Origin of the sequence: Sphingobacterium sp. SG20118, from assembly GCF_044740685.1 — a bacterium.
Lineage (GTDB): Bacteria > Bacteroidota > Bacteroidia > Sphingobacteriales > Sphingobacteriaceae > Sphingobacterium.
On sequence record NZ_CP172826.1, the window covers coordinates 2,665,112 to 2,686,146 of the forward strand.

Sequence of the window (21,035 nt, forward strand, 5' to 3'; positions counted from 1 at the left end):
TTTTTTTAATCAATTAAATCCAATATTAAGACCCAGTGCCAATGAAAATGGTGGCGGTGTGCCCCATATATAGTCTGGATCCAGAACCGTATCACTTGCTTTCCAAAGCAGACCAAGGTTATTCGCATAAGCAAATACTTTCATCTCTCGAAGCCAAGAAATTCCCTTTGATTTTATTCTGTAGGAAGCCTGCACATCCTGCAAGCGGATATGGTCGCCGCGTTGCACATGTACCTCGGCATGACTGTAGAAAACCTCTCGGTTATTATTTACGGGATAATAAAATGCTGGCACATGTGTACGTTCCTCATCACCGGGCTGCTGCCAACGTTGCTCATAACCTGGCTGTAACGTATTTCCACCAGTTGCTGTAAGCAACGTTCGATACGATACCGACGGAGCTTTAAAGTTAAAACCAAGCTTATAGGTCACATTAAAGGAAAGCTCGACACCACGATAAGCAAACGTATTACGTAGCGCTCCAAATACCCCAGCTCTGCCCCTTCCGGTATAAATAATTTCGCTATCATCCGTTACACCGACCAAACTGGTATAATCCGTGGAAATCTCACCATCTTTATATCCACGTGGCGCACCCGTCTGAGGGTCTAGACCAGCCCAGCGCAAGACAAATATCGAGTTGTAGGGTTTTCCTTCATAGGGATATGGAAAATTGTTTTGTACATATGTTGCTGGAGTAATCGGTCGCCCCAAATATTTTGTTACACGATCATTGGCCAAACTCAACAGAGCATTGGTATTCCAACGAAATACTCCTGTGGTATTGATACTGCTGAGCTGCACATCTAGCCCTTGTGTACTCAGATTGGCATTATTACCCTTGAACTGGGTTATACCCACGCTCGAAGGCAGCGGTCGGCTCCCCATCAAGTCTTTACCATCTTTTAGGAAGTACTCCACACTACCTGAAAGACGTTGATTACGAAAACCAAACTCCAGTCCGATATTGAGCATACCAATCTGCTCCCACCGCAGGTCGGCATTAGGTGGATTCTGAATAGTAAAATAATTTACCCCATACCGATTCGCTCCGAATCCCGCCCTAGCAGTGGTATAAGCTGACACGCTCTTGTCCGCATTCCCATTATAGCCGTATGTAGCCCGCAACTTCAAAATCGGTAATGCTTCAATACCATAGAATGTCTCCTTACCGATATCCCACAGCAAACCGGTAGACCAAAGTGGTACACTTCGCTGATTTGTATGAACACCAAACAAGTTAGAAGCATCCTTTCTGGCACTACCGCTTAGGGTATAACGCCCATCGTAGGTATACGAAAAATTACCAAAGTAAGACACATACCTGTCCGAAGCAAACCTATGCTCTGCTAAATTCTGAATATTCTGTGCACCGCCAGTGGGCAATGTTGGATAGGTATTGACCAGGTCTACCGCAAGACTCGTCGCATTTCGTTCGTCATAACCATATAACCGTGAACCATCTGTTTCTGTCGCAAACTCTGACACTTCTGCGCCTACCAATACTGCTAAGTCAGACCTATCCTTTCGGAGATTGTATTCGATCAATGCCCGCACCTTCTGCGACACATAACGATCCAATTCGCGATCTAAAATAGCCCCCTGAGGAGCTGCACGCTTCAGCACTCGACCACCTGCCAAATCCAACTGGGTAAACTGATTGACCATATCGCGTACAAAGTAACTATTTCCATCATTAAGCATCTCTTTACGCTCATTACCACTATAGTATTGGTACAACAAAGTTGTGCTAAGACCTTTCATCGGGCTATATTTCAAAGTCGACCCAATCCGATAGTCGACCAAGTTGGTTGTATTGCTTCTCAAGGTCAACTCGTCCAATGGCCGAAATAGCCAATCATCCAACAGACCTTGCCCGGCAGTATCTGTATAGGAAAAACTGTGGGTAATGGGAATGGGCAAGGCGTTTCCTGCATCATCGGCCAATCTCGCATACAGATAAGGCCAGGCTGAGAGTGACGATTCGACATTGCTACTCCTATCGGTTTTTCTAGTGCTCATCGCAATCGTGGAGCTGAGTTCCAGTTTATTTTCGATCAGGGTATAATGATTGCGATTAGTAACGGTGACACGTTCCATACCGTTACGGATCCGGTTGTCCTGGTTATGGTCATACCCAACTCCAAAGTAGTAACGAATACGCTTAGCACCACCAGAGATATCTACTCCGTGACGTTGATTAACACTTGTTCGATAAAAATATCGGTTTAGATCCTTACGCACATCTTGGCTGGCCAAACCCTCTAACGCTGCCTGCGTTTCTGTAGCCGATAATTCCCCATTACGTTCCTTCAGCAAGAGCTCCACCGCATCCGACAATGGACGACGAGGATTACTGTTGATCCTACCGTTAAAGAACCCTCTGTTGAATAGTTCACGCTCCACATCAATGTAATCCTTATTACTCATCCTCGGATAATAATACAGATCAGGTTTTGCTCCAATATTGACCGAGGTTGAAAAATCTACTGTAGGTGGACGGTTAGCATATCCTTGCTTGGTCGTGAGCACAATCACACCATTGCCCGCTCGAGCTCCCCAGATACTGGAAGCAGCAGCGTCTTTCAAAACCGTGATATGCGCAATGCTATTCGGATCAATATTATCGATATCCCCCTCATATGGAAAATTGTCTAGCACAATCAGTGGTTTGGTATTTCCAAAAAGTGTGCTACGACCACGAATACTGAGTAGTGATTCGTTCTCCCCAGGCTGTACGCTCTTATTGAATACAAGGCCACTTGTCACCCCTTCAAGTCTGTCGATGATGTTAGTCGAAACACGTCTATCTAACAGCTCACGATCGATGGTCACAAAACTCCCCGTTGCGCGTTCTTTTGGGATTTTCTGGTATCCCGTGCTCACAACATCGACCTCTTCCAGTTGATTATCTGACGCAGTTAGTTGCACAGACAATACTACTCCGGAAGTATACTCCTGTTCAACAGTTTTGTATCCGACATTGGTGAATTTGACCATTCCTTTTCGGTGTGATACTGTTATACTGAATGTACCGTCTTTTTTGGTGGAGAACTTGATATTTTCTGCTTCGACGCGCACAGATACGCCTTGAAGTGGCTTCTTATCCTCTGCGGATACCACCGTGCCCTGCAATACATAGCCCTGCTTGCTCTGGGCTTGGCTAATTAAAGCTCCGAACGTCATCAGCAGCAGTAAAATCGGCATAATCGAAAACCGTGCAGAACCAAACAAACGGACAACACCCTTATTTTCAATACCCTTCCCTACTCCTTGCGCTAAGTTTGAAAAGCATTTTAGACGATTTAAAGGATTATCACATTCAACACGAGTAAATACTTGACTTAAAAATTTCAAAGGCTTAAAAGCGCTTATTTGAGATAACGATCCCTCCAAACTCGAACTACTTGCTTCCCGACCAGAAGAAACACAGAACTTACAAAACGCCGTACCCTTCCAGTAGCTTCTCAGTAGCTCTTTAGTACCTCTCCAGTAGCTTCTTAGTACACTCCCAGTACCTTTTCGGTAGCTTCCCCGTGAACTAACAGTACCTAAACAGTACATTCTGGGTACCGGGTTCGTACTTCCTTCTAACCTCCTTCGTACCTCACCCATCTCCTGCACACCTCCGACACATCCCCCGCACATCGGCTGCCCAAGAAAAGGTAATTGGAAGGTAATTAAAGGGTATTTAGCAGGTCGTAAATACTTCGAAGCTGGTACGAACATAGTACGAAGCTGACCCGAATTTGAGAACAACCTATCCGCACTAACTCCAGTCCTTCTACCGACCTTATACCCCCTTTCTTCTGACCATATTCTGCCATTCTTCGGCTTTTTATCCAATTTTATTCGAGTTGGCTTTGAGTTTTCATCCTGTTTGACTCGAAGAAAATTCGAAGCGGACTCGAAGCCCACTCGTAGAATGTTAGAAGTTGGTACGAAGTTGGTCAGAAGTTCATCAGACAAAACCACCTCCGTTGCTTCGGCTCTGCTTATTTCAACTAAATCCATTGCTTCTCCTCTGCTTATTTCTGCGAAATCCTCTGCTTCGGCTCTGGTCTTTCTCTGCTTCTCCTCTGCTGTTTGGTTGCCGTTTCTGTGCTTATTGGTTGCTTCTCCTTTGCTTCTCGCTTGGTATTTGCTTGCTATTTCTCTGCTTATTGTTTGGTGTTTAGGCGAAGAACCACCAAACGAATGGCGGCCCAATCCCGACTCAGGTACACAGCTGTCCCCAAGTATTGACGAAATATCATCAGTGAAAACCTGACTACCAAAACACGCAGTAGTTGCATGTGCAATATTATTTTCAAGCGCATATTCAGCAGTAGGATATCGACGTGCTATCCCTAGCTTTCTGCACCTGTTTTTTAGGTTATAAATGGACTGGAGAATACCCTTAAAATAGGCATGTACTCTCCCATCCTTATAAAAATTAATCATTTTTTGTAAGGTTAAATTTGACGCTTACCTGAGGGCAATAGACATCCAGGATAGCTTACAATCGAAGCTAGTCAGGTGTCCATAAGCTTGCGCTCAGGCTATAATAAAATGAATGGATCGAAAAGCGTTATACGTCTGTCGTTAATTTATCATAATTGGTTATCATCACGCTTTCATCGACATGAAGTCATCCTTGACGACTCGCAATCCTACCTAATTAGGGCGGGACTTTTGCCTGTCTAATCATGACACTAGGAAGAAACAACTTTGTTAGCCTTCACGATCATCATCAACTGCTCATCCCAGATCAACTCCACAGACTCACCACTAATGGTCAATACCTTTCGGCTACCCTTCACAATGCTCAATTTCTCGACTCTCACTTCTAACTGGAAGTGTTTGTTCATATCGTTCAGTATCCGCTGACGGTATTCTTCGCGTTCTGTTTTAGCGGGAACAGCCAACTCATACGCATAAGTAGGTAAGATTCCGAATGGATCATCCGAGATAAAATGCTTGCGCTCCTCACCCAATACCAATACCTGATTGGTCGGAAACTCGGCAGGTAAACCTAAAGCAAACAAATAGATCTCATAGATCGACATGTTGATGAGCGATATCCGCAATACATCGGTACGGTCATTGCGCACCACCATACTGTACGCATCCGAAGGCTCGAGCAAACGGATCAGCAGTGAATAATAAGGCTGTGCAGGCCGTTCCTCCTTCACATACTGCAATGCCTTTGGTGGCGCTTCTTGAGCACTATCAATAGACTCCTGTTTAAAAAATCGTTCTGGTAAAAGATTAATCATAATTGGTTTTTTGACAATAGGAATCTCCTTTTCACTTCTGTACGACGACATTTCCTCTCTTAAGGTTAGTGCATAACTATCCAAATAGCAAGTATTTTGCATGACTTAAAACTTTTATTTGGCTCCCTTAAAAGCGTACTAATTTGAGCATAGCATGGGCCTTTAAGGAAACCAGGTTAAAAAAATAAATAAGAAAAATGCAATTTTAAGTCTTCGACAATTGGTTATAATAGGGCTTCCGATATTGCATAATTTGGTTAAGAACAAAAACCGACGATAAAATATTAGTGTGTCACGATAAAAGGTGACGACAATAAGTTGCTTTAATAAACGAAAAAATGTACTTTTAGAGTTACGAATTGAAAAAGTGACAATTGATTCCGTTTTATTGTGTACAAATACTGTATACCAATAGAATATAACCAGTCACATAAGCCATATATTGATGGGAACAAGCTAGTTATAAATTATCTAGAGTGCGACATCTTGAGTATCTAGTCTGGTGTATACGCCCTACTACAATACGCATGAATCGCCCTTTTGATTTGGATCAAGCAACCCCCTCACCTTTGGCATTATGTTTTTTAGTATCCGCTTATTTCGGTGGGCGAAAATTGTTCTTTATTAAATTGGAATGGGCGAACCGCGGACGCTGATCCTGGATCAGGTAACTGTGGATTCTGTGGATGGTTTTAATTCGTTCTATCATAATTATTTAATGGTTATGACAACGATGTACACTCTGGAAGATTGGGAAAGGTCAAATTGGTTGAAAAACCAATAAGATGAACCATCCTGCTCCTTGCCCAGGAAACCGCTAAGAAACCTGTCATCAAGTCTACACGAGACTTGAATCTTGAACTCAAGAAGACTTATAGACGGCTCACCCTACTGGTAATATATCGTAAAGATAGCATTTCCAGTAGAAAATGGCGAACCGCAGTCCTCTCGTGTTCAATTAGCGGTTTTCAGACGAGAGTAACATCGTTTTTGGCAGAACTAAAGTTCTGCCCTACGTGTCGCTTTTTTAATAACTAATACAAATATAGTTAATAATATTCAATTGTCCGCTATAGCGGACAAGATTTTTTATCATAAAATAATGGCAAGAGCTAAAGACGAACAACAGGAAGATTTAGAAAATGACTTATTGAGTTTTATTTATGTCGAATTTATTGCGCCAATTAAAGTTAACGGGATTAAACCGACTATACGGCAGTATGAAGAAATTACCTCAATTGGCAGAACTACAATTGAAAAATTAATAAAGAGTCAAGGATACGATGTGCCAATTTCAACTTTTTCCAAAATTTGCCGGTATGCAAATATATCTCTGTTAGAGTTTTTTTCAAAGTTTGAAGAATACCAAAAAGAAATAAGGAGAATTGAAAAAGATTGATTTGCAGCTAGCTGCAAATATATTTCCCAGCCTTATAACTATTATACGTGAGTAAACTGAAATTAATACTGTCACTTTGAGTTACGAGCGCAGCCGAGAACTCTATTTTCATATATATATGATATTCTTGAAGATAGACCTCTAAAAACTAGAGGAATAAATTGTAACTAAAACTGCTAGCTATCTCAAACACAAGCCAATTATTACTGATTAGTATAAAAACTAAAAAGAGTTAACAGTTATGAATAAAGTAAGCATCATCCTTTTAGTAACTATAAATCTATTGATAGGTTCTATGTTTCTATTTAACGCAGCAATTAAACAATTTGAGCTTGCGAAATCAAAAGGGCGTAAGTAATTCTTAGAAAGAATTAATAAAATATAAATTATAATATTATGAATCCAAGATTTTATATTAAAGAGATTGAGTTTAACGATTCAACGAAAATAATATGTGATAAAAATGATATCATTGTTTTTGTTGGCGCAAACAATACAGGTAAAAGTGCTTCTTTAAAAGAAATTTCTAATAAGTTTGTAAATAAAAATAATAAAACAAAAATAATTACCAATATTCTTATTGGTAGAGAAGGTGAGCTAAACGAATTTAAAGAATCAATTGAAAAAAACTCCATTATAAATAATAATAGTGGGTATCCCTCCTACCAAGGTTATGGTTACAATATTAGCGTTTCTAATTTTGATCGTTTTATAACAAATTATTTAGATGGTATAAAAGAACTATCACCTATATTTTCAAATATACTAAGTACTGAACAGAGATTAACTGCAGCCAATCCTGCCCAAAGCATTAGATTAACCAACCAAGCCATTCAGCACCCAATTCACTTTTTACAAAAAAACGATAATCTTGAAGCAAAATTTAGCTCATATTTTAAACAAGCATTTAATATGGATCTGCTGGTTCATCGAAATGCCGGCAGTGAAGTACCTCTTTATGTAGGTCAAAAACCAATTCCCAATGAAGGTGAGGATAGAGTATCTGAAAATTACATAATTGAAATTGAAAAGCTTGATCTATTACATCAACAAGGTGATGGCATGAGAAGTTTTGTGGGAGTTTTGCTTAATTCTTTCATATCTAATTATACATTGTTATTTATTGATGAGCCAGAAGCTTTTTTACATCCTCCACAAGCTAAGCTATTAGGTAAAATGATAGCGAAAAATCTACCTTCAGAAAAACAATTATTTCTAGCAACACATAGTGAAGATTTTTTGAAAGGCCTTTTGGAAGAAAACCCTAAAAATCTTAAAATAGTGAGAGTTAATAGAAATTCTAATGTCAACAATATTTCTATTTTAGATAAAGCTGAAATAGATCTCATCTGGAATGATTCATTATTACGTCATTCTAATATTTTGAGTGGATTATTTCATTCCAAAGTCGTGATTTGTGAAAGTGATTCAGACTCGCGTTTTTATTCAGCAGTGTTAGATTCTCTTTATGAAGATATCGACTCAAATATTCCCGACATTTTATTTATAAATGTTAATGGTAAACACAGAATCCCCGTTGCAATTAAAGCCCTGAACAAATTAAGAGTTCCTATTGTGGTAATTGCAGATTTTGATGTATTAAATAATATTGAACCTTTAAAAACAATCTTTGAAGACTTAAATGGAAATTGGGATGAAGTTGAATCAGACTGGAAGCGTGTAAAAACTGAAATTGAAAGCAAACGTCCAGAATTTCTATCCTCAGATGTAAAATTAGAAATTGAAGAGATTTTAAAATCTGTATCTGATAGAATATTTCCTAAAAACAAAGTAACAGAAATTCAAAAAATACTCAAAAAAAGTTCACCTTGGACTGAAGCCAAAGAAGTAGGAAAAGCATTTATTCCTAGTGGTCAAGCAACACAAGCATATGAAAGAATTCAATCTAAATTTATTAAAAAAGGGTTATTGATTCCAGATGTTGGAGAATTGGAAAGTTTTGTAAAAAGTGTTGGAAACCACGGACCTAAATGGATTAACGATGTGCTAGTAAAGGATCTAAAAAATGACCCTGAGCTTAAAATCGCCAGAGATTTTGTTCAACAGATTATATTAGATAATCCAGAATAATAAAAAACATTAAGATCTGGCCAAAATGGCCTTCCGACTTAATCGATAATTCGGAAGATTTCCCTCAAGCTGATTATTTGACAAATGATAAATAAAATAGGACTCTGGAGAGAACCCGCAGCTATTACTCCTTGGGAATTTAAAAGAATTAAAAAATGAGAAACCCTAAATGGCATAGAGACGAATTGATACTTGCTCTGGATTTATATTTTCAATTAAAACCAGGACAAATACACGCGCGTAATCCACTAATAATTGAATTATCGGAGACTATAAATAGCCTTCCATTATTTGAAGAAAAGCCAGATGCTGAAAGATTCCGCAACCCTAATGGTGTAGGTTTGAAATTGAGTAATTTCTTAGCATTAGACGACACTTATGCCGGTAAAGGTATGTCTTCATCAAGTAAGTTGGATAAAGTCATATTCGATGAGTTCAAAGACCAGAAACCTTTACTGCATAATCTTGCTAATGCAATAAAAGAAAGTGTCAAGAATCCTGAAATTGCTAAATCTATTCTGTCCACCAATGATGTTGAAATAGACCCAAATTTTTCAAGAATGGAAGGTACATTACTATATCGGTATCACCTATCACGTGAAAGGAACCCCACGCTAGTTAAAAAGAAAAAGGAATTAGCATTAAAAAAATATAGCAAGCTAGAATGTGAACTCTGCTCCTTTAACTATGAAAAAGCATATGGTAATGCTGGTGCAGGATTTATGGAATGTCACCACAAAAATCCATTGCACACTTTGGTTGAAAATACTAAAACATCTTTGGATGATTTAATGCTCGTCTGCGCAAATTGCCACAGAATGTTGCATAGAGGGTGGAAATTTAAAATTACAAATAAGTAGAAATTATGGAAATAAAAATAAATAATATACCTGATAGTGATTACTCAAGTAATTATTATTCTATTCATTCTAACCAAAAATTAGATTCTGAATTTGGGACTAATGTATTAACATCAAATATCCCAATTTCAAAATTATTAATAAATAGAGATATTCTACTTGTAGACGACTTAAAAGGAGACTCTAGATGGGGAATGAATAAAATTATTCAACGAAATATTTCGGCTAATAGAGTTAAAGAAATAAAAACTGAATATTTAGAGGCTGAAAACCGAACAATAAAATTTTTCCCTGCCATTACAGTTGTCTTATTGCCGAAAACAAACGGAGAACCAAGCCAGCAGTTTAATCAATCTCAATCAGGCTTCGATTCAATAGCCGGAATTGAAATTACTAAAACATATCCAGGCGAAAATTACATATATGATCTTCCTGTTAATCTTAAATGGGATAAGCAACAAATATCTGCACTAGTTATTGATGGACAACATCGTGTTAGTGCAATACGAGAATTTTATAAAGGTAGAAGTGAAATTACTTATAAGAATGTAAGTATTCCTGTTTCATTTGTAATTTTTAAAAATGACATTGCAATAGATTTGATTCAAGCTACAAGAACTCTGTTCATTGATGTTAATAACACCCCACGTTTAGTTTCAGAAGAAAAATTAATATTTATTGATGATAGAAATATTCACAGACGTATAACTTCTAAATCACTAGGTTCAAATGATCCTGGAAATAATAATGAAGATGTATATCAAAAAATGCTACAATGTGATGATTTTCTACTTTCGGACAATAGTTTTATAAATAGATATTTGATAGAAGAGTCTGGAAAGGATGATGAAGAGAGTCGTGGATTCTTATCAAATCATAAGTCCCTATTTCCTTGGGAAATATCAAACATTATGACAATTCATAAAAATATTTTAGGAAATATTTTATTGAAATACAAAAATGTAGATAAAACTAGAGATATAAGAAGTGTCTGTCTAGAATTAAACGGTGTAATCTTAGAAGATATTGACTCAGCAGAATCAGTGGAGGAGTTTTCCTTAAAGGAGAAAAAAAGCTTCTTAGAACGTCTTGCAAACTCAGGTTTATTAGATTCAGAGATTGATATTTTTAAAAAGTTAATCCAAATAAAATCAAAAAATGTTGAAGAAATTCAGCAAGCTGAAGGTGAATTTTTCACAGGCACTATTTCGACTCATGAAGAAGATAAAGACCGTAGTGACTTCATTAATTTATTACTAAATATCTATAATCAAGATTGTACAAAAGACTCCTCATTTGAAGCTAGTGCTATAAAAATCACAGAATTATTAAAGGGAAAAACATCTATATTTGTTAATATTTTAACTCAAGTTTTTAATAACATATGGTTTACTCAGTCTATTAAAGAATCTATTTTATCATATACTGGTGAAGAAAGAAAACTTATATTCAACTTTATTTTAAACACTCACGAATCATTAAAAGTTGAAAGCAATATAAGAAGACGTACAGATAAAGTTGAGAAACAGATTCATACTTTCATTGATCAGAATGAAGAAAAATCATTACATAGAAAAACAGTCTTATCTGAATGGGCTGGTAAGCTTGAAGAAGATCAAAAAAATAATTTACTTAGGACTGTTGTAGGTCAGGAAATGTTATTTCTATTTATTATTGATCAAGCTGAAAAGTTAAATACAATTAATCTAAATAAAATAATAACTTTTATAAACTCATTAGGTAATGTTAAGTTCTTTAACAATGATTATTCTCTTTCCTTAAAATTTTTTGATTACAGGGATTTTGAAGTTACCGACTTTAATCAATGGTCTGATATACTATTAAAAGGTGAAAGTATGAAACCTGGTCTAACAAACGCACTAAAAGGTGCTAATTTAATAAGTATTATCCAAAAGGGAGTTACAAACAGAACTAGTGCTGGCGCAAATTTGACTACCATTAATAAACTTCAAAAGTCTTATGGACAGGCAATTGAAGAAAAACTAACCAACTATAATCCTCAAAAATTATTTAAGATGTATCAAGTTGCTCAGAATGGTGAAAATTTAGACTTTTATATTACACAAGGTGAAATAGACACACTAAAAGAAAATTTTACATCTCCTGAAAACATCACTTTAAAAGCAAAGAATGTAATAATTAAGCTTTATGGAGGTATTGCATTAGAACAAGTCGTTAATCATTTTAAAAATCAAATATGATACTATATAAATATCGAGATTTTACCAAAGAATCAAAAAGTCGAACTTTAGAAATTTTAAACGACCAAGAGTTGTATTTTTCTAGTATAAACTCATTTAATGATCCATTTGACGGAAAGGTCCATTTACGATTCGATGGTAAATTAAATGAAATAAAGGCTGCGCAAATACGAACGCAATATACCATGAAACTCCGTAAAGAAAATAAATTCGAAGGTGCTAAAATGGAAGATATAAAACTTTTAGTTGATGGTAAATTCACGGATGAATACATTAATAACCAAAAAGAAAGAAATAATATAGCAAGCAGAATCCAATCAATGCATAATAAAAAAGGGGTATTATCGCTAAGTAGTAAGTGTGACAATATTTTGATGTGGTCTCACTACACGTATAATCATAGCGGAGTTTGTTTCGGATTTGATTTTTCTGATGATATAGAATATTCACAAGCTAAAAAAGTAAGATACCAAACACATTACGATGATATTTGGGCATGGCTGCACACAGACGAGGAGATAGTTAATAGAATACTCTACTCTAAAGCTATTAATTGGCAATATGAAGACGAGTACAGAATTGTCAAAAATATTCCCGGTACAGTTAAATTCAAACCAGAATCATTAACTCAGCTAATCTTTGGGTCTAAAATGAAGGTAGAAGATAAAATAGAAATAATTACTGCATGCGAAGATAATAATTTAAAACCAAAATTTAGACAAGCATTAATTGATGTAGAAAGTTACAAGTTAAACATAATTGACTATAAAATTTAAATAGTAGCATTATAATCAACACGGTATCTATGTTGAATATAATGCTACTATTTAGGATAATGAGAAAAAGTAAATTCAGTCAGTTAGTTTTGAATATCTAACGTGAACCTGGACTTTGTGGTAGTCGGAAAATTCCACTGTAAGAAAATCTGTTGATTAACTATAATGGATAATTATAGTCGTAATTGCATGGCAGAACGTGTTGCCCTAGGTATAAAAGGTTGTCATATTTTAGAATTTCTAGAAGAACTGAGGTTATTTGGTAAGTTTACCACAGCCTAAAAGCTCTTTTGATAACTTTTCCTTTTGGGAGCGTAAAATAAACTTTTGTATCAGTAAGTCCCTATTTTCTTTTTACATACCCCAAAATTACACTCATTAGAAATTTGATGCATAAATGTTATAGCGCAAGGAAGTTTATTTTAATAGTTCTAACAAAAAGTCTCTATACTCTAACATCAAGAAAATAAGGCATATACTTATATATTGACTTATAGATATCTAATTCAGATTGATCAATAATTTTCCTGTCAACAAGTTCTTTTTCCTCACCATGTATATGTACATTAACAAGATCTATCTCCTTTCGAGTAAAATTTGGTAAAACCAAGTTGTATGTATCATCATCTCTCCTTATAAAGTCAAATTCGGATAAATTAATTTCCTGAATAGTACTTGTATTTGTTGTTATAACTCCTCCATAAGTATACATCTCGGCACCTCGGTTTTCATTATATAAAATATTATAAAGTTGATTAAAATCATAAACTATTCCTTCAGAGTTGGAACGTTGTTTTAATATATTTTCCAAATGTAACTTCAACGCTCTCCTAATTCCTTTATAACTATTTTTTCTATTAAGTTCTTTTGATTGTATATCAAAAGGGGTATTTGAACCAAAATTCTCTATAAAATCATCTACTGAATAAGGAACACCAGATTTTTTATTATCTAATTGTCTATTACAAGTTACTATATAAATACTACCTACAGGTAATTTGCTAAACAAAGCCGTTATATCATCAAAGAAAAAATTTTCTAAACAATCATCATAATCCATCCACACCAATGACTTCTTAGTTAGATCGATACTCCCATTTGTTAAAGCCACTGTTGATAAATGTGGTATTACATTAATAAATCCAAATGGTTTATTGAAATTAAGTTTTTCTATGGATACATCTCCCCCTTCAATGCTATACATTTCTCGAAGATGTAGCTCGTTATGAAATAATTTAAAATCCGTGAATGTCAGCCCTCCAAAACCTATATATTGGTAGTCTCCTCCAAACTGACTTACCAACTTAGAAATACTAGCAAGTATCATTTTTCTCTCAGTAAATTTTACAGGCCTAGTTTCATAATTAAGGGTCTTAGCACTATTCATTTATAATACCTTCCATAGTTAAATAATATTCAAACAAAAACATTCCCAATTCCTTATTTGTTTTTGTTTCTGTGTATCCCTTCAAATATGTTACGGTCTTTTCTGGTGCCTCAAAAGATATACGAGTATTATTTTTTTTAATAGAGATCTTTTCAAAATCTAATGTTGGTGCAATAAAACTTCTTTCCTGCGTAATAGATATAGATTTCAAATCCATTACAGAAACTATATCTTCCTGTTCTCCAAGTAAATTCCTATAATCATTAGCTTCATTACCCAACTGTCGAATTTCTTTTAAAAACGCAAGAACTGAAGTCATAGCTTCTCGCATATAGAATTTAGATTTTGTAAAAATATCTGATGTAGAATCTACTCCCTTCTTTGTTGTTGTAAGGGGTAGTTTTAAGGTGTCTTCAGAATCAAAAAATATTATCCCCTTAAACATAACAAAATCTGGATGCCATTTCGGCAATCCTGATGTACCCCACAAAGTAATATCAGATTGATCAGCCTCCAAAACCAATCTATCATTACAATAAATATACCATCCAGAGGTTTTTGGTTCACCAACAGAAACTTAATCCAGCAGCAATTCTAATTCGAACTCCGTCTATGAATTTTTCAACAATATAAGGTTTAGATTCAGAACTAAATAATACGATTCCTTTCTTTCTTAAAACCCTACCATTTAACGTAATTTTTATTCCTTTTTCTAAACTAAAATTCAGTAGGCGTTCAATATCATCCTTCAACTCATTTAAAAATGAATTATCTTCAAAAATAGATGCGACTTCCTTGTTTAAATTAAAAACCTTTATATAGGTGCCATTTTCGTTTAAATTTAAACTTTCGTCAGTAATCATTGTATAAGAGAAGTTCCAATCTTCAACTTCTACAAGATCATCTTTTTCATTTTTAATTTTAATTTTTTGATCTTTCCATTTCTTAACATCAACATCAATCTGGAAATGATCATGTGCCGTTCTCGACTCTACTTCAAAGTTTTGACCAATCTTGAATAGGGCACGCTTCATGCCAACACCAAATCTACCTATTGAACCTTCTGTTGGAGGTGCAGTATCAGGTCGTCCAAATCGAAATGCATACTTCTGAGCAGTTTCTAAATCAAAACCACCACAATTATCATTAACTATGAAAACATTATTATTTATCGTAATATCAATAAAAAGTCCGTCATAGCTTATCGGATTAATTTTATTTGCTCCATCAATAGAATTATCTAACAAATCAAGAATTGAGTCTTTTATTGAAATGTCTCGAGTTATCATTTCAATAAAAAATAATTTTGTGGGATTTCCTTGAATTACATTTGTTGAGTTCATAGGTTGGTTATTAAATGCTTAAAAGGATTTTCTCACTTAAAAAATCAAATCCATCAATATTAGGTGCTTTCTCTATTTCCTTATTTAAAAGTTCTAAACCATCATCAATATGTAACTTCACATATTTAGCAAGATCTTTATCAGTTTTATATATTCTATAATGCACACAAAGCATCCCTATATAGGTATCATAATAATCACCAAACAGAAACTGAACGTGAATATTCCTTCCCGCCAAAATCAGATAAGTGATTTAAATCAAGTTTACGATCCAGAGATAGAGAATATGTGAACGCTATCCTTGCTATTACATTTTCTGCTCCTAAATTAAGCTTACGGCTAAGTTGTACTACAATATCTTTGTTCTCTTTACTCGTTTTAACTTGTGTAAACATAATCCTCGTTTTTTATTTCATTAAATAATTCATCTATCGCAACAGCTCTGAATGTCGAATTTCCCTCTATACTATCAATCACATAAACCTTATTTAAATTTTCTTTAAGACTGTCGTATTCAATTTCTGACAATTCTTTTTCTAACAAGGGAAACAATACTACTTGTTCAGAAATAGAAGGATAAAACTCTCTAATTATGTTTTGCGAATGGAATTTATCAAATTTCTGTAAAGGGCTGTCTATAAATACGGGAAATTGTATACCAGACTCATCTACCAGTGCTTTTAATAAAGCAGTTGCATAAAGTTGCTGTTCACCTTTTGATAAAGATTCCTTATCTATTACATTTTTATCTTTATCTAATAGATCTATATCCATGACATCATCATGTACATTCACCTTCACATCCTGTACAAAATCACTTTTATGCATAATTTTCTTAAGCCCAAGCAAAATGGATTTTTGTAAGGAATATTTTTTATCTTCCTTAATTCGCTGAATAATTAAACTTATTTTATCTATAAGTTGTTGAGTAACTAAACTCTTAGCCCGATCGGCATCTACTAACTTAAACTTCTTCTCGTATTCAGATAATATTTTATGGTTTGTTGATAATTGAATCTCCAGATTTTTGAGTTCTTCATCTAGTTTGCCTTTATCAATTGCTAATAGGAAAATCCGGTGGTCTATTTTTATTTTATCTTCTCTTATTTTTTGAGCTAAAGGGTTATCTTTTCTTGCTTCTGCTTGTTTGATTTTATAAAAAACTCTCGATACACCTAAACGATTGTTTTTATCCTCTTGAACTATACTAGAAAATTGTCGCTTAAACCCGTTTTTAATGTTATCTACTACAGCTTTAAATTCCCTATATTGCTCAGGATTATAATCTAATAAAATATTTTGTTGATTTACGATATCATCTTTAGATTTTTCAATCAAAACCTCATGAAATATTTTAATAATATCTTGATTTGTAGATTCGGGGATGTCAAGTACTTTCAACTTTTCAATTGCCGCTCTTTTCAAGCTTTTCAATTGTTCGTTATTAAAGTTAAATTCAACATTAGATTTCTTTTCCAATTCCAATTGACCATCTAGCAAAAGCAACTTTTTCCCTGCAATCACTAATGGTACCAAATCCATCATTTTTTTTAGCCTAGCTCTAATTTCATCTCCGACTTCTTTCAGTTGTTCATGCTCTTCTTTCAGCTCTTTCAATTCATCGACCGTAATACCATTTCCTTCTCTGATAAGTTTTTCTTGTAATGCATCGGATTGCTTATTTAATGTTCCAACTTCTTCATCAACATTTTGCTTTTTATCAAGATTATGCTCTACTAAAGATTTGAGTTCTTCTTCTTTTAAGAGTAAATCTTCTAATTTCTTTTCTTCGTCCGGTTTTGCTCCATTACGACGAAGTTTCACCATTAACGTTTCAAGATTTCTTTTTAAATCTTCATATTTTTTAATCCCTAAAACTTCTGCATATGCTCGACTTAAATTTTTCAATTCCGCCTTGGACTTAGCTTCTGCTAATGTCACTATTTTCTCAGCGTCAAAGAAAAAGAATTTAGCAATCTCTCTCGGTAATATAAAATCATTAATAAAAACCTCGTATCCGACCTCTTTAGTTAATTCATTTTCAAGATTATCGATTAACACAGTTAAATTTTCTGTTTCTGTAGCTAAATCAAATGATCTTTTTATCGTTACAGAGTTACAAGGCATTGAAGGAATAGATAGATTGTCTATCTCTATTTCTATAGAAAACTGTGTAGGTAAGAATGGATCTATTAAGAATGTTGATTTTACATCGCGATTTAATAATGTAATAAGGAATTTCTCATAACCCCCAGCATTTTTAATATCTCTTTTGTATTTATCTTCAACCTCTACCATCATCTTACCATAGAAAACCCAGATAAGAGAGGTTAGGAAAGTGGTTTTCCCAAACCCATTTTTACCAGCAATGATACTTATATTCTTTCCAGAAACAGGTTCAAACACAATTTCGTTTTCTCCTTTATAAATTCTGAAATTATTGAATTTAATTCTTCTAATTTTCATATTTGCCCTACTTCACTTTATCATTTGCAAATTTCTCAATTCTATTTTCAATATCGTTATGTAAACCATATTTAGAAATCAATAGTGTTTTAGTTTCCTGCAGTGATATTAAATTATCGATGAGATTAAAATACTCCATATCTTCCTCACAAACTTCACGCATAATACGCTTTTCTGTATTATCTAAAGATTTAATGTTATTCGTACTGATATCTTTATTATAAATTTCTCTGTACAATTCGCCGACTGTGTGGTCAAAATACATGTCTCTATTCCATATAACCTGAATAGCAATTAATTCCTGATTATTAATCAGCGTAATATGAGGTCGTTCCTTTTGTATCTCTTTTTGAATCAAAAGCAACTGTTTTAAGATTTTATACCTGTATACTTCGGTATAAGTGCCATTATTCTCACCCTCATCATTAATAGCCTTCTGACCATTACGTCTTTGATCTTTTCTATTCTCGGGAAGGTTTCTACCTTCAACTAACCAATTTCTAAAGTTCAAAAGAGGTTCCATCCATTCTCTACCTTTATTTACAAGGGAGGTCATAGACTTATCATTCTTAACTACAGTACATGTCCAACAACCAAATCGGCTCTGACCGCAAGAGGTATGCTTTTTATCTGTTACAATAGTAGGACACTCGTAATCGTCAGAACTGGCATCAGAATATATTTGAAACAAAATATTATTATCAAAGCCCCATGGAGACGGAACTGCATTAATTACATACCATACTTCCTCTAACATCATTTCCTTAATCGGAGCATATGTATAAGTATTCGGTGAGGTCTGATGTTTAGACAATCTTCTACCCGCTACTTCATGTTTCCTGATAGAACGTTCTCTTGTGGCACTTTCATCATATCTCGTTCCAAGAAGAACAATGGCCTCTCCCATCTCATCTAGCTGTTCCAGTAAAAAATTAGAGGTGGGGCGAATTTTCAATTTATCTGTACACCATCTAAACGAATTATTTGGAACAGGATATCCTTTTCCAATCACATTTATCCAGAATGTTTCTTCTAATTTCGGGGTTGTTTTCTTTACAAAAATAGGTAAGTCTTGATTTCTTGCTTCTGTCTCGATCTGCTTTAACACATCTTCAACATATGAAGCAATTATCGGATTTTCTACCATAGTATCATTACAAACTACATAGACTTTTCTACGCAATTGAAATGGATGTGGCATATTTTCTCTAATTCTTAAAAGAGCAATCCAAACCAAAGTCAATAAAACGGTCGAGTCTTTCCCCCCACTAAAGCCTATAATCCAAGGTCTTTCGGAAGTATCGGCATAGCTGTATTGATCTATAATCTCGTCAATAATACCTTCTATTTTTTTACTTTTTATTACCTGCATTTTGATATAGTTATAGTCATACAATTACGACCAAAATTAATGAATTATTATGGTTAATAGCAATACAAGTGCTATTAATATGTTAATGCTTTGACTAAAGTACCTTTAAGATATTTAAAACACTATTTTTACATTTTTTAATCAGAATTTTAGAATCTGATTAAAAAATAAATCGATATAGTCTAATTTAAGCCTTTAATCTTACACATCTATCAAATAGAACCTCTATTACAAAGCTACAACATATACTAACAATATTAGCTAACTTTTTTGATTTACTCTTTTATTATCGTACTTTTAGATAGATGAACCCATTATGAGAAATAATACAAAGATCACCAATGCAAGTATAGAATCGGCAGGTTTGCCGAAAGATGCCAAGCATGTCATCGCAGAATATATCTGGAATGGATTTGATGCCAAAGCAGCTGAAGTATCTGTCGATATAACAAGTAATGCGCTCGGATTTATCGAAAGTATCAGCATTCGCGATAATGGTGAAGGAATAGCACAAGAAACTCTGGACTATTCTTTCGGTAATTTCTTAGATTCTTTGAAGAAAAACAGTTTAAAACGTAGTTCTTATACGCGTGGAAAAAAGGGAAAAGGCCGCTTTTCTTTTTCTTTGTTTGCAACCCGTGCGATTTGGGATACGACTGTAATGATGGACGATAACCTGGTCTCTTATAGTATACGCATAGACCGTGATACTAAAGAGCATTACGATATCAGGGATATTAAATCATTTGCTAAGGCTAAAGGAACTGGGACATCGGTTAAGTTGGCAGGTATCTTTAATCTGACAGCTGCAGCTCTAGAATCTGAAGAATTTACAGATTTCCTAGCGCTGGAATTTGGATGGTACTTACACCTCAATCGAGATTGGGGTTACCGCATCCGTATAAATGGAACTGTGCTTAATTATGATAATTTGATCCAGGAAACGGATAGCAAAATATTTACCCTTTATAGTAACCAAGAAAACTCTTACAGTTTCCTGGTCAATTATATCCGTTGGAAACAACCGATCGGTGACCGCTACTATTACTATTTTTTAAACAACAACAAAACGGAAGTAGCAAAATTGCTGAGTAGTTTTAACAATAATGCAATTGATTTCCATCACTCAGTCTATATAGAATCAGATTTCTTTGACAATTTTAAGCAAGATGATATCGCTGTATCTGCGGACGACAACCTCTTTAGTGAAAAGGAACAACAACAGGTTTATCGTAAATTATTGGCAGAGTTACGCGATTTTCTTGTGCGCAAACAGAAAAAGTATATCCGCGAACAGGCAGTAACAGTAAAACTGGAAGAGCTGGAAAAGAAAGATCTTCTACCACGCTACAGCTCTACTGAATTAGATATAAAACGGAAAAAGATCTTACTGTCCCTAATACAGGAACTGTATATTGCAGATCCTCGTGCATTTGTAGGTATCAAAGCTGATCTTATACGTACTTATCTCGGACTGCTGGATCTTCTTCTGCAAACTGACCGCAAGCAGGATATACTGCCCTTGTTTGAAAATGCAATTGCACTATCTGATAAAGAGCGCGACACGATCAGAAAGATATTGGAGAGGTAGAATTTCAAATCATTGTTTACAAAAAATATTTATTTCAACTTTTTTTGAGTTCTGCCACTGCATTTTCCAAAAATTTTACCAGAATGAAATTGTGCACAATAAATATCAAAACCAGACAATAAATACATTGACACTGTACGTCTTCAAAAGAATTGCTAGGAAGTCAATCTTTCTTTAATTTTTGAAATATAAATACTACAAATCTACTTTCTACAGGATATTCTTGAAAATGTTAGGCTCAAATAGACTCTTATGCAACCTAACCTACGG

General features: G+C 34.7%; 15 protein-coding genes. 6 read left to right on the top strand and 9 right to left on the bottom strand.

Going from position 1 to position 21,035, the window contains the following annotated elements:
• Positions 1–9 precede the first annotated feature (9 nt).
• Both ACFX5U_RS12445 and ACFX5U_RS12450 read right to left on the bottom strand, forming a co-directional pair.
• Positions 10–4,443, bottom strand: coding sequence for a SusC/RagA family TonB-linked outer membrane protein (locus ACFX5U_RS12445; protein WP_400260885.1), 4,434 nt, complete (start codon positions 4,441–4,443; stop codon positions 10–12).
• A gap of 251 nt (positions 4,444–4,694) precedes the next feature.
• Positions 4,695–5,360 (bottom strand): hypothetical protein, encoded by a 666-nt coding sequence (locus ACFX5U_RS12450; protein ID WP_400260886.1) that lies wholly within the window; start codon positions 5,358–5,360, stop codon positions 4,695–4,697.
• Positions 5,361–6,360: 1,000 nt separating this feature from the next.
• Here ACFX5U_RS12450 and ACFX5U_RS12455 point away from each other — a divergent pair.
• The 5 genes from ACFX5U_RS12455 (at position 6,361) to ACFX5U_RS12475 (ending at position 12,606) form a co-directional block, all read left to right on the top strand.
• Positions 6,361–6,657, top strand: coding sequence for a hypothetical protein (locus tag ACFX5U_RS12455; protein WP_400260887.1), 297 nt, complete (start codon positions 6,361–6,363; stop codon positions 6,655–6,657).
• A 396-nt stretch (positions 6,658–7,053) separates the two neighbouring features.
• Positions 7,054–8,748: an ATP-dependent nuclease gene (locus tag ACFX5U_RS12460; RefSeq protein ID WP_400260888.1), complete on the top strand. Its 1,695-nt coding sequence runs from the start codon at positions 7,054–7,056 to the stop codon at positions 8,746–8,748.
• A gap of 155 nt (positions 8,749–8,903) precedes the next feature.
• Entirely contained in the window at positions 8,904–9,608 is a 705-nt protein-coding gene (locus ACFX5U_RS12465; RefSeq protein WP_400260889.1) for an HNH endonuclease, read from the top strand.
• A 5-nt stretch (positions 9,609–9,613) separates the two neighbouring features.
• Positions 9,614–11,830 carry a hypothetical protein gene (locus ACFX5U_RS12470; protein WP_400260890.1) on the top strand — a complete coding sequence of 739 codons (2,217 nt, stop codon included), beginning with the start codon at positions 9,614–9,616 and terminating at the stop codon, positions 11,828–11,830.
• A complete protein-coding gene (locus ACFX5U_RS12475; protein ID WP_400260891.1) occupies positions 11,827–12,606 on the top strand; it encodes a DUF2971 domain-containing protein in 780 nt (259 codons plus the stop codon). The genes ACFX5U_RS12470 and ACFX5U_RS12475 overlap by 4 nt, the downstream gene beginning before the upstream one ends.
• Positions 12,607–13,051: 445 nt before the next feature.
• On the opposite strand, the gene ACFX5U_RS12480 is transcribed toward ACFX5U_RS12475, so the two are convergent.
• The 7 genes from ACFX5U_RS12480 to dndC are packed head-to-tail and all read right to left on the bottom strand — an operon-like array spanning position 13,052 to position 19,174.
• Positions 13,052–13,993 carry an O-methyltransferase gene (locus tag ACFX5U_RS12480; RefSeq protein ID WP_400260892.1) on the bottom strand — a complete coding sequence of 314 codons (942 nt, stop codon included), beginning with the start codon at positions 13,991–13,993 and terminating at the stop codon, positions 13,052–13,054.
• Positions 13,986–14,510 (bottom strand): hypothetical protein, encoded by a 525-nt coding sequence (locus tag ACFX5U_RS12485; protein ID WP_400260893.1) that lies wholly within the window; start codon positions 14,508–14,510, stop codon positions 13,986–13,988. Before ACFX5U_RS12485 ends, ACFX5U_RS12480 begins: the two co-directional genes overlap by 8 nt.
• Before the next feature lie 46 nt (positions 14,511–14,556).
• Positions 14,557–15,336 carry an ATP-binding protein gene (locus ACFX5U_RS12490; RefSeq protein ID WP_400260894.1) on the bottom strand — a complete coding sequence of 260 codons (780 nt, stop codon included), beginning with the start codon at positions 15,334–15,336 and terminating at the stop codon, positions 14,557–14,559.
• Positions 15,337–15,346: 10 nt separating this feature from the next.
• A complete protein-coding gene (locus ACFX5U_RS12495; protein ID WP_400260895.1) occupies positions 15,347–15,574 on the bottom strand; it encodes a DndE family protein in 228 nt (75 codons plus the stop codon).
• Positions 15,534–15,731, bottom strand: coding sequence for a DndE family protein (locus ACFX5U_RS12500; RefSeq protein WP_400260896.1), 198 nt, complete (start codon positions 15,729–15,731; stop codon positions 15,534–15,536). The genes ACFX5U_RS12495 and ACFX5U_RS12500 overlap by 41 nt, the downstream gene beginning before the upstream one ends.
• On the bottom strand, positions 15,715–17,802 hold the full coding sequence (locus ACFX5U_RS12505) for an AAA family ATPase (protein WP_400260897.1): 2,088 nt from the start codon (positions 17,800–17,802) through the stop codon (positions 15,715–15,717). The genes ACFX5U_RS12500 and ACFX5U_RS12505 overlap by 17 nt, the downstream gene beginning before the upstream one ends.
• A 7-nt stretch (positions 17,803–17,809) precedes the next feature.
• The gene (gene dndC, locus ACFX5U_RS12510; RefSeq protein ID WP_400260898.1) at positions 17,810–19,174 is read right to left on the bottom strand and encodes a DNA phosphorothioation system sulfurtransferase DndC; all 1,365 of its coding nucleotides are present in this window, start codon (positions 19,172–19,174) and stop codon (positions 17,810–17,812) included.
• A gap of 316 nt (positions 19,175–19,490) precedes the next feature.
• Here dndC and ACFX5U_RS12515 point away from each other — a divergent pair, with 316 nt between their 5' ends.
• Complete coding sequence (locus ACFX5U_RS12515) at positions 19,491–20,765, top strand: ATP-binding protein (RefSeq protein WP_400260899.1); 1,275 nt, start codon at positions 19,491–19,493, stop codon at positions 20,763–20,765.
• The last annotated feature ends 270 nt before the right edge of the window (positions 20,766–21,035 follow it).

Excerpts from the sequence above, each read along its gene's own strand:
- ACFX5U_RS12475 (WP_400260891.1), top strand. The coding sequence starts at position 11,827 with ATGATACTATATAAATATCGAGATTTTACCAAAGAATCAAAAAGTCGA.
- dndC (WP_400260898.1), bottom strand. The coding sequence starts at position 19,174 with ATGCAGGTAATAAAAAGTAAAAAAATAGAAGGTATTATTGACGAGATT.
- ACFX5U_RS12445 (WP_400260885.1), bottom strand. The coding sequence starts at position 4,443 with ATGATTAATTTTTATAAGGATGGGAGAGTACATGCCTATTTTAAGGGT.
- ACFX5U_RS12515 (WP_400260899.1), top strand. The coding sequence starts at position 19,491 with ATGAGAAATAATACAAAGATCACCAATGCAAGTATAGAATCGGCAGGT.
- ACFX5U_RS12460 (WP_400260888.1), top strand. The coding sequence starts at position 7,054 with ATGAATCCAAGATTTTATATTAAAGAGATTGAGTTTAACGATTCAACG.
- ACFX5U_RS12505 (WP_400260897.1), bottom strand. The coding sequence starts at position 17,802 with ATGAAAATTAGAAGAATTAAATTCAATAATTTCAGAATTTATAAAGGA.
- ACFX5U_RS12450 (WP_400260886.1), bottom strand. The coding sequence starts at position 5,360 with ATGCAAAATACTTGCTATTTGGATAGTTATGCACTAACCTTAAGAGAG.
- ACFX5U_RS12480 (WP_400260892.1), bottom strand. The coding sequence starts at position 13,993 with ATGAATAGTGCTAAGACCCTTAATTATGAAACTAGGCCTGTAAAATTT.
- ACFX5U_RS12465 (WP_400260889.1), top strand. The coding sequence starts at position 8,904 with ATGAGAAACCCTAAATGGCATAGAGACGAATTGATACTTGCTCTGGAT.
- ACFX5U_RS12455 (WP_400260887.1), top strand. The coding sequence starts at position 6,361 with ATGGCAAGAGCTAAAGACGAACAACAGGAAGATTTAGAAAATGACTTA.
- ACFX5U_RS12490 (WP_400260894.1), bottom strand. The coding sequence starts at position 15,336 with ATGAACTCAACAAATGTAATTCAAGGAAATCCCACAAAATTATTTTTT.
- ACFX5U_RS12500 (WP_400260896.1), bottom strand. The coding sequence starts at position 15,731 with ATGTTTACACAAGTTAAAACGAGTAAAGAGAACAAAGATATTGTAGTA.
- ACFX5U_RS12470 (WP_400260890.1), top strand. The coding sequence starts at position 9,614 with ATGGAAATAAAAATAAATAATATACCTGATAGTGATTACTCAAGTAAT.